Source organism: Alteribacillus persepolensis, from assembly GCF_900099605.1.
GTDB lineage: Bacteria > Bacillota > Bacilli > Bacillales > Marinococcaceae > Alteribacillus > Alteribacillus persepolensis.
Window position 1 is genome coordinate 642,682 of sequence record NZ_FNDK01000001.1, and the last position, 6,825, is coordinate 649,506.

A 6,825-nucleotide genomic window follows, 5' to 3' on the forward strand; every position below is an offset into this window, starting at 1 on the left:
ACTACTCTGTTCGTTTAAAATGATGACACATAGTATAGCACATGAAAACACATTTGACCACTGTACATAGACACGGCTATTCGTTCTATACCTCATTGTATCAGGCGTTGCACGTGCATGGCTATATAAATGGATTCGCTTTTTGGTATCAATACATGATAACGCTTTTTTACATCGGCTAAAGCAGTTCTAATCACATCTAGAGTATCCGGGTAGTTGTCTTCAAACAAAGCAACAAGATCGCTTGGAGGTTTACGGAGGCTTTCTTTTCTCATCGCTGCGCGTATGCTAACACGCACATGTTGAATAAGCCCTTCATAGGCCATGGATTGTTTTTGAAACTCAGTTTGCAGTTTTTCTTCCATTGTTTGAACAAGATGCTTTACAGCTTCGGTTTCATCTTTGATTGCTTGTGGATCGACATCGATTTCGGCACAAGCATACAAATGTATCGCCAAAAACCCTACTTCTTCGGCTGGAACATCTTTATCGATAAATGTTTCGATTTTTTCGGCGGCTTTTTGTGCAAGCTCGTATACTTCCGGATAAAGTGTACGGATTTCATGCAATAAATGATTTTGAATTCTCTTTCCCTGTTTCAATCGCGTCATTGCATGCACAACATGATCAAAAAACAGCGCATAGGAAGCATCATCAAACTGTTTATTATGATCAGACGCAAGCCATGACATCAATTCTTGCACAAAATGTGTGTCTTCTTCATCAGTTACCGTCAGCAATTCAGCAAACGAGGAGCCGCTCTGCTTATCTCCAAAAAGCTTTTCCACCTTTTCGATATTAATCACGTCATTTTTCTTTTTTTGAAAAGCCACACCAGGACCAATTGCCACTTTTTCTTCTTGATTATCCATGACAATTGCCGCATTATGATTTAAGACTTTTTTTATAATCATGCCGTCTCTCCACCATTCGTAAATCAGCTGTTCATCATTCATATTGTAATGAAAACTGCTCGTTTTGTGAAGAAAAAAGCTGCAAGTGTTTGCCCTATTTCAAAAACACTTGCAGCTCCTGTGTGGTGGCTATTTTTTAGAGACAACTGTAACGGTACACATTTCTGTTTCGCCAGCTGTTACGTCTTGCACCTCTTTGTTAGTGATGTTCTCAATTTGATCGCCTTCTGTGAAAACGACCGGAGTAACGGTGCTTTTTGCTTGACTTTTAACATCTTCTAAAGAAAACTCGATAAGCACGTCTCCTTGATTTACTTTATCTCCTTCTTTCACGTGCTCTGTAAACCCTTCTCCGTTCATTGATACGGTTTCTAAACCAATGTGAACCAAAATATCTAAACCTTCCTCAGATTTAATGCCAACAGCATGTTTTGTCGGAAAAACTTGTACCACTTTTCCTTGTACGGGCGAAACAATTTTCCCTTCCGAAGGTTCGACAGCAAAGCCATCTCCCATCATTTTCTCTGAAAACGTTGGATCAGGCACATCGCGTAAATCAACATATTTCCCGGTAGCCGGCGTGAGAACGTTCACTTCTTTATGTTCTTGTTTATTACCAAATAGCTTTTTTAGCATTTGTTTCACCTCTTCTTCATATATTGCCGAAAACAGTCGTTTTCAAACACGTGGATATCGTAATATACATTACTCTTTCCTCTCAACTAATTTGTACATTTTTGTTTTACAAACATATACCGATACCCCCAAAGCACCAATAACACCCAAACAACACCAATCATATATCCGCTGAGCACATCGCTGGCATAGTGAACACCTAAATACACTCTGCTTACACCAATACCAGCAATCACTAGTCCAAAAAACAACGCAGTGACCACTTTTAGCGAAAGCGCTCTGATCATATGGGACAACAAGACAGCGGTCATACCATACAATGTTACTGCATTCATCGCATGTCCACTTGGGAAACTAAATCCCGATACCTCAATTAACTGATTGGAGGCAGGCCGTTCTCTTTCATAAAATGCTTTCAGCAAGTAATTGCAAAGTCCTCCTCCGCTGACGGAGACAATTAAGAACAGGCCTTCCCGTATCTTGCGAAAAGCAAAAAACACCATGCTTATAACAGCTGTTAATATGGTTGTGAATGGAACAGATGCTAAAGACGTCACAAAAGAAAAAAGAGATGTTAAAAAACCTGTCTGCACTGTAAGCGAATAGTCTCTTACTCGTTTATCCAGAGGAGTGAGCTCATATACTTGTATGTAGCGGGCAGCTTCTAAAAAAATATGTAAAGCGCCTGTGATAACTAACACAAATATAATATTCCTTATAGCTTTCCTTTTTGTCATGACTAGTAATCCGTCCCCCTTTATTTGCATTTGACCTCCTCTTTTATTTTCACACACGTGCGGATGTGGTGTTAACCATTTTCCTTGCCGTTTGATCAAAACTAAAAAAACAGCTGATATAAAAAATGGCTGGGTTAAAACCAAATATTGTTCCATCGTTGGTTGAATACAAAGCAGCTGTGTTAGACAAGACGCGCACAAACCTAAAACGTAGAAATAAAGAAAGAAAACCAGGTTAGTGCCAAGCCTTTACATACAGGCGACAGCCTAGTTACACTTATACTGATTTCCTCAAAATGTGAACGACGTCAATCATGCATCCGCGCTGAAATGTTAAACTTTTGTATCAGCATAAATAAGGACTGCCAGTAACGACAGTCCTTAAACGAATATTAATAGCCTCCATAACCCCAAGCTGCTCCAACGATCACTAACAAAATGAACAGCACAACAATTAACGCAAAACCGCCTCCGTATCCATATCCTCCGGACATTCGTTTTTCCCCCTTTTTGCATTTTCAAGATTACTATATGTATTGGTCTAGAAATGTGACAGGGCAGATATGGAAAAGTTTCTGCTCTTTTTGCAATCTGTAACGACAACAGCCTCACCGCTTTTATCACAGCAGTTTTTTTATGTATATGCAGGCAGCTGCAGCATTGATTTGTTTTAAAAGTAAGTATTTAAACATTCTTACTGGCAGTTCTGCATTTCTTCCATGAAGTGGAACATTTAAAATGACAATCAAAATATATATTTTCCTGCCTTCCGAGAAAAGTTATTCTGCAGAGCTTTTATACAAACAGCACAAGCCAAAAGTCTGCTTCATCAAGTCCGCGGAACACAGGATATATGGACGCAGCCATATTAGAAATGGCAAAAATAAACAAATAACCTGAACGAATGATAAAGATTCGTCCAGATTATTCTGCGGCTGCTATACGTCTGTATCAGCTTTTTTACCTAATTTGAACGTTGTATGCTGTCAGCCAGTAATGAACCTGCCATAAATAAGCGAGCAGCTGTGGACCTGTCATTAACTGGCCAAACCAAGGAACTTGAAAAGAATCACCTTTCGACTCAACGAGCTTCTTTAATTCATTTCGGTCCAGGATGTCATATAACGGGGTGTCTTTTTGAGCTAATACGTTTTCCATACGCTCGGTCATTAATTGTGTATACGTTGGATGATGTGTTTTTGGATATGGGTTTTTCTTGCGATACAGCACGTCTGCTGGCACCACTCCTTCTAGAGCTTTTCGCAAAATCCCTTTCTCCTGCCCTCCCCACCGCTTCCATTCAGCTGGCACATTCCATACATACTCTACCAGCTCATGGTCTGCAAATGGCACCCGAACTTCCAAACTAGCGCGCATACTCATTCTGTCTTTTCGTTCTAAAAGGGTTGCCATAAACCAATGCATATTAAGATATAACATTTCTTTATGACGCTGTTCTGTTTCATTATCGTTTTTTCCATACGGGGTGTTGGCAATCGTCTCTTGATACCGCTTTTTGGCATACTCTTCTAAATGAAGGTTTTTGCGATATTTATCATGCAGAAGCTGCTGGCGCCGGCTGAGTGAAAATATCCATGGAAAACTGTCTTTTTGCAATAAATGAGTCTTATAAAACCAAGGATAACCGCCAAATATCTCGTCAGCGCACTCACCAGATAATGAAACCACCGTCTTCTTTTTGATTTTTTTACAAAACCATAGCAATGAGGAATCAATATCTGCCATGCCCGGCAAATCTCTGGCCAGCACTGCTTCTTCTAGCATATCCGCTAATGTTTCCACTTTTATGCGTTCATCATGATGCGTTGTTTGACAAGCTTGTATCATTTTGTGAATATACGCTTGGTCACTATCCGGCTGATAATCATTTGATGTGAAGTATTGTTCATTACCTTCATAGTCAATTGAATAGGTGGGCAAATTGTCACCATATTCTTTGGATGCAATAGCCGTTAACGCACTTGAATCTAATCCACCTGATAAAAACGTACTAATGGGTTTATCTGAGATAAGCTGCCGCTTGGCTGCTTGATATAGCTTTTCTCGTATTGATTCTGCCGTTTCTTCTAATGTATGGCCATGTTGGACGCTCTCCACGTTCCAATACCGGCGTATTTTCACACCTCTTTTTGAGACCATCATCACATGAGCAGGCTCTAATTCCTTTATACCATCATATATGCCGTGCCCTGGCGTACGAGAAGGACCCAGACTGAATAACTCGAGCAGACCTTCTTCTTTTACGACAGGCTGAACGCTTCTGTGTGCAAGTAATGCTTTGATTTCCGAGCCAAATAAAAAACCATCTTTCGCTTCGGTATAAAACAATGGTTTTACCCCTAAACGATCTCGGGCCAAAAACAGCTTTTCCTTTTTTTCATCCCACACGGCAAAAGCAAAAATGCCGTTCATCTTTTCGACACAGCTTTCTTTCCATTCCATGTATGCTGTTAAAACAACCTCTGTGTCAGAGTGAGAAGAAAACGAATAACCTCTTCTTTGCAGCTCCGAGCGTAATGGTTGTGTATTATACAGTTCTCCATTGTACACAAGCACATAGCGATGTCGCTTATGCGTTTTGACCATAGGCTGAGTGCCGCCTTCTGGGTCAATGACAATTAATCGCGTGTGCCCCAAAATAATGTGGCGGCCGCTATACGTATTTTGTTGATCAGGTCCGCGCTGATACAACGTTTTGACCATTCGATTAATCTCATACTGCTCTTCTTTCATGTTTTTATGAAACTGCAGCCATCCCGTAATCCCGCACATGCACAACCCCTCTTTCCCAACGTGAATAATGTAGCATACTAATCTATGCTATTCACCAAAAGGGGAAATGTGCCTATTCACGTTTTTGCATACCTTTTTAAAATACGGTCCACTGCCCCGCCATAACTTTCACCAAACATATTTAAATGTACCAGTAAATAATACAGCTGATAGAGCGGCTTTCGGTCCTTAAACAATGCGTCTATTGGTTTGATTTCCTCATACGCGTGGAAAACAGCAGACGTAAACCCTCCAAACAATTGCATAAATGCTAATTCAAATTCATGATCTCCATAAAATACAGCCGGATCAATCAAACACGGCACTCCATTTTCACCACTTATCCAATTTCCTCCCCACAAGTCACCGTGCAATTTCACCGGGTGGCGGTGGTCAGGAATATAATCATGCAAATGATCAAGCAGCGAGTACGCCTTTTTTTCGCGTTTTAACGGCAGACGTCCTAATGATTTAGCCAGCTCTATTTGCGGCTTCAAACGTTTGTCACGAAGAAACCGGGTCCATGAACCTTCCCATCCATTCACCTGAGGAAGCTCCCCAATGAAGTTATCTTCTTCTAATCCAAAAAACGTTCCTTTCGTGTCATGCAGTTGCGCAATGCCACGGCCTAATTCTTCTTCTGTCTGCGGTGCAGCACTTCCACGGACTGCCTCCATCACAATCCACGTGTCTCCCCATCCATACACAGCAGGAACTTTTAACAGACGTTCTTCTCCTAAAAAACAGAGTCCAGCAGCTTCTTGACGAAAAAAATCACGAGGAGCTTCATCGTGATGTTTAACAAAATATACATGTTTTTTTGTATGTACGAGATACGCTGCGCTGATATCTCCTCCTGCTACTGGCTCAACTTGGCCAATCTCTTCATGAATTTCTGCTTGGCGGAAAATTTCTTCTATTACTGCATTCATAGGCTTTCTCTTCTTTGGATCCATTGTAAGAGATGGTCACAGCTCGTTTCGACCATATCATATACTTCATTAAAGTTCCCAGTAAAATAAGGATCTGGCACATCTTCTCCTCGTAAATTTGGGTGAAAATCAAGCAGCTTGCCAATAAATGCAGAAGACGAAGTGTTTGCAAACAGCTGCTTTATATCACGTTGATTTGCTTTATCCATTGCAATGATATATGCAAAATGGGTATTATCTTCTTCTGTTAAAAGCCGTGCTTTCAATCCTTCACAGGGTATGTTCTTTTCTTTTAATAACTGTTGCGTTCCTTCGTGAGGGGCCTTTCCAATATGCCAATGCCCCGTTCCAGCTGAATCAGCCACAATCACATCTTCTAAGCCATCCTCTTTGACTTTTTGCCGAAATACTGCTTCAGCCATCGGCGAACGGCAAATGTTTCCTAAACATACAAACAACACGTTTATTGTCATAGACCTTTCTACCTCCTTTTGTTCATTATACGTTGCCGATAATTTTCCGACAAGGTTCGACTGTCCGGCTGTTCTATTTTTAAACACTTGCCCACCGCCAAATATAAAGGGATGAGAAAGACGATCTGCATTGGTGTCCGAATCAGCGAAAAGTCACGTTCCGCCACTACCGCCGCCGTACAGACAAGTACGGATACACCTGGGACGTTAAAATCTAAGAATGTGAATTCTGTAATGGTTGCCCATTCAAAGCGGACTGCACCACCGCCAAAAGCAGCCGGAAAGTCTATTACAATCCGGTCTACGATGAAATCAAAGTCAAAGAAGCAATCAAACTGCA

General features: G+C 41.0%; 7 protein-coding genes and 1 pseudogene. 1 reads left to right on the plus strand and 7 read right to left on the minus strand.

What is annotated here, in order from left to right; all coding sequences use genetic code 11:
• Positions 1-92 precede the first annotated feature (92 nt).
• The 7 genes from BLT18_RS03125 to BLT18_RS03155 form a co-directional block, all read right to left on the minus strand.
• On the minus strand, positions 93-914 hold the full coding sequence (locus BLT18_RS03125; RefSeq protein WP_175487349.1) for a PRD domain-containing protein: 822 nt from the start codon (positions 912-914) through the stop codon (positions 93-95).
• Positions 915-1,043: 129 nt separating this feature from the next.
• On the minus strand, positions 1,044-1,550 hold the full coding sequence (locus BLT18_RS03130; protein WP_091271076.1) for a PTS sugar transporter subunit IIA: 507 nt from the start codon (positions 1,548-1,550) through the stop codon (positions 1,044-1,046).
• A gap of 86 nt (positions 1,551-1,636) precedes the next feature.
• Complete coding sequence (locus BLT18_RS03135; RefSeq protein WP_175487350.1) at positions 1,637-2,287, minus strand: phosphatase PAP2 family protein; 651 nt, start codon at positions 2,285-2,287, stop codon at positions 1,637-1,639.
• Positions 2,288-2,679: 392 nt separating this feature from the next.
• Positions 2,680-2,781, minus strand: coding sequence for a YjcZ family sporulation protein (locus BLT18_RS03140; RefSeq protein ID WP_091271081.1), 102 nt, complete (start codon positions 2,779-2,781; stop codon positions 2,680-2,682).
• Positions 2,782-3,247: 466 nt separating this feature from the next.
• Positions 3,248-5,080: an asparagine synthase (glutamine-hydrolyzing) gene (asnB, locus tag BLT18_RS03145; RefSeq protein ID WP_091271083.1), complete on the minus strand. Its 1,833-nt coding sequence runs from the start codon at positions 5,078-5,080 to the stop codon at positions 3,248-3,250.
• Between the two features lie 77 nt (positions 5,081-5,157).
• The gene (locus BLT18_RS03150; protein WP_091271086.1) at positions 5,158-6,012 is read right to left on the minus strand and encodes a fructosamine kinase family protein; all 855 of its coding nucleotides are present in this window, start codon (positions 6,010-6,012) and stop codon (positions 5,158-5,160) included.
• Positions 6,009-6,485 (minus strand): low molecular weight protein-tyrosine-phosphatase, encoded by a 477-nt coding sequence (locus BLT18_RS03155; RefSeq protein ID WP_091271087.1) that lies wholly within the window; start codon positions 6,483-6,485, stop codon positions 6,009-6,011. The genes BLT18_RS03150 and BLT18_RS03155 overlap by 4 nt, the downstream gene beginning before the upstream one ends.
• Before the next feature lie 110 nt (positions 6,486-6,595).
• Between BLT18_RS03155 and BLT18_RS18515 the strand changes: the two are divergent.
• A pseudogene (locus BLT18_RS18515) lies at positions 6,596-6,825 on the plus strand (transposase); the annotation flags it as partial.

Excerpts from the sequence above, each read along its gene's own strand:
- asnB (WP_091271083.1), bottom strand. The coding sequence starts at position 5,080 with ATGTGCGGGATTACGGGATGGCTGCAGTTTCATAAAAACATGAAAGAA.
- BLT18_RS03140 (WP_091271081.1), bottom strand. The coding sequence starts at position 2,781 with ATGTCCGGAGGATATGGATACGGAGGCGGTTTTGCGTTAATTGTTGTG.
- BLT18_RS03155 (WP_091271087.1), bottom strand. The coding sequence starts at position 6,485 with ATGACAATAAACGTGTTGTTTGTATGTTTAGGAAACATTTGCCGTTCG.
- BLT18_RS03130 (WP_091271076.1), bottom strand. The coding sequence starts at position 1,550 with ATGCTAAAAAAGCTATTTGGTAATAAACAAGAACATAAAGAAGTGAAC.
- BLT18_RS03125 (WP_175487349.1), bottom strand. The coding sequence starts at position 914 with ATGATTATAAAAAAAGTCTTAAATCATAATGCGGCAATTGTCATGGAT.
- BLT18_RS03135 (WP_175487350.1), bottom strand. The coding sequence starts at position 2,287 with ATGACAAAAAGGAAAGCTATAAGGAATATTATATTTGTGTTAGTTATC.
- BLT18_RS03150 (WP_091271086.1), bottom strand. The coding sequence starts at position 6,012 with ATGAATGCAGTAATAGAAGAAATTTTCCGCCAAGCAGAAATTCATGAA.